Annotated in this window: 1 protein-coding gene and 1 pseudogene; both read left to right on the top strand. The window is 65.3% G+C overall.

Features of this window, described 5'->3' with window-relative positions:
• On the top strand, positions 1–326 hold a 326-nt coding region (gene rplL / locus QZV97_RS20770; protein ID WP_295647308.1), incomplete at its 5' end, for a 50S ribosomal protein L7/L12.
• 317 nt (positions 327–643) lie between these two features.
• Positions 644–2,261, top strand: a pseudogene (rpoB, locus tag QZV97_RS20775) (DNA-directed RNA polymerase subunit beta); the annotation flags it as partial.

A 2,261-nucleotide genomic window follows, 5' to 3' on the forward strand; every position in this document is an offset into this window, starting at 1 on the left:
TGGAACTCAACGACCTGGTCAAGGCGATCGAAGAGAAGTTCGGCGTGTCCGCCGCGGCGATGGCCGCTCCGGCCGCCGGCGGCGGCGGTGGCGCTGCCGCCGCCGTGGAAGAGAAGACCGAGTTCAACGTCATCCTGCTCGAGGCCGGCGCCAACAAGGTCGGCACGATCAAGGCGGTGCGCGAGCTGACCGGCCTGGGCCTGAAGGAGGCCAAGGACTTGGTCGACGGCGCGCCGAAGCCCGTCAAGGAAGCCATCGCCAAGGCCGACGCCGAAGCCGCCGTGAAGAAGCTGGTGGAAGCCGGCGCCAAGGCGGAGATGAAGTAAATCGTCCGGTCGGCCAGGGGCTGGGCGCCGGTTTCGGTCCCCAGCCCTTGGCGCTTCAAGGGAGATCGCTCTAGATAGCCCTTGGAGAGCACCTGCAAGGCCCCGCGCCGACAATCGGGGTCTTCCAAGTGTTCTCTGAACCGACTGCAGAGAACCGGTTTGGTCGGACTGGGGTGCAATGCCCCGGTTGTCCGCCAGCGGCTGGTAGTGGCCAGCCACCAAGCATCGGGCCATCCCTCGAGATGCGCACCCGAGACGCCAGTCGCCGAACGAGTGCTCCCTCGGCCAGGAGGCGCTCTTTCGACACGGAGTGATCAATGGCGCAAGCAACCCCCTACAGCTACACCGAGCGCAAGCGCATCCGGAAGAGTTTCGGAAAGCGCGAGAACGTTCTGGGCGTGCCCTATCTGCTGACGATGCAGAAGGATTCCTACGTCGCCTTCCTGCAGAAGGACGTGCCGCCGCAGAAGCGCAAGCCCGAGGGGCTGCAGGCTGCCTTCCTCTCCGCGTTCCCGATCGTGTCGCACAACGGGTTCGTGGAGATGAAGTACATCGAGTTCAACATGGCCAAGCCCGCGTTCGACACGCGCGAGTGCCAGCAGCGCGGTCTGACCTATGCCGCCGCCGTGCGCGCCAAGCTGCAGATGATCATCTACGACCGCGAGACCTCGACCAGCCAGTCGAAGGTGGTCAAGGAGATCAAGGAGCAGGAGGTCTACATGGGCGAAGTGCCCCTGATGACCGACTACGGCTCCTTCATCGTCAATGGCACCGAGCGGGTCATCGTCTCGCAGCTGCACCGCAGCCCGGGCGTGTTCTTCGAGCACGACAAGGGCAAGACGCACAGCTCGGGCAAACTGCTGTTCAGCGCCCGCATCATTCCCTATCGCGGCTCGTGGCTGGACTTCGAGTTCGACCCGAAGGACGTCCTGTACTTCCGCGTCGACCGCCGCCGCAAGATGCCGGTGACGATCCTGCTGAAGGCGATCGGCCTGAACCCCGAGCAGATCCTCGCGAACTTCTTCGTCTTCGACAACTTCCGCTTGATGGATGCGGGTGCGCAGATGGAGTTCGTCGCCGACCGGCTGCGCGGCGAGATCGCCCGCTTCGACATCACCGACAAGTCGGGCGCCGTCGTCGTCGAGAAGGACAAGCGCATCACCGCGCGTCACACCCGGTCGCTGGAACAGTCGGGCACGAGCTTCGTGTCGGTGCCCGAGGACTTCCTGGTCGGCCGCGTGCTGGCCCGCAACATGGTCGATGCCGACACCGGCGAGATCGTGGCCAAGGCCAACGACGAGCTGACCGAGGCGCTGCTGAAGAAGCTGCGCACGGCGGGCATCAAGGACATCCAGTGCCTGTACACGAACGAGCTCGACATGGGCGCGTACATCTCGCAGACGCTGGCCAGCGACGAGACCGCCGACGAACTGGCCGCTCGCGTCGCGATCTACCGCATGATGCGCCCCGGCGAGCCGCCGACCGAGGACGCGGTGCAGGCGCTCTTCAACCGCCTGTTCTACAGCGAGGACACCTACGACCTGTCGCGCGTCGGCCGCATGAAGTTCAACGCCCGCGTCGGGCGTGACACGGCCGAAGGCCGCATGGTGCTGTCCAACGACGACATCCTCGACGTCGTCAAGATCCTGGTCGAGCTGCGCAACGGCCGCGGTGAGGTCGACGACATCGACCACCTCGGCAACCGTCGCGTGCGCTGCGTCGGCGAACTGGCCGAGAACCAGTACCGCTCGGGCCTGGCGCGCATCGAGAAGGCGGTCAAGGAGCGTCTCGGCCAGGCCGAGACCGAAGCGCTGATGCCGCACGACCTGATCAACTCCAAGCCGATCTCCGCGGCGCTGAAGGAGTTCTTCGGGGCGAGCCAGCTCAGCCAGTTCATGGACCAGACCAACCCGCTGTCCGAGATCACGCACAAGC

Source organism: uncultured Methylibium sp., from assembly GCF_902826655.1.
In the GTDB taxonomy this organism is placed as follows: domain Bacteria; phylum Pseudomonadota; class Gammaproteobacteria; order Burkholderiales; family Burkholderiaceae_C; genus Methylibium.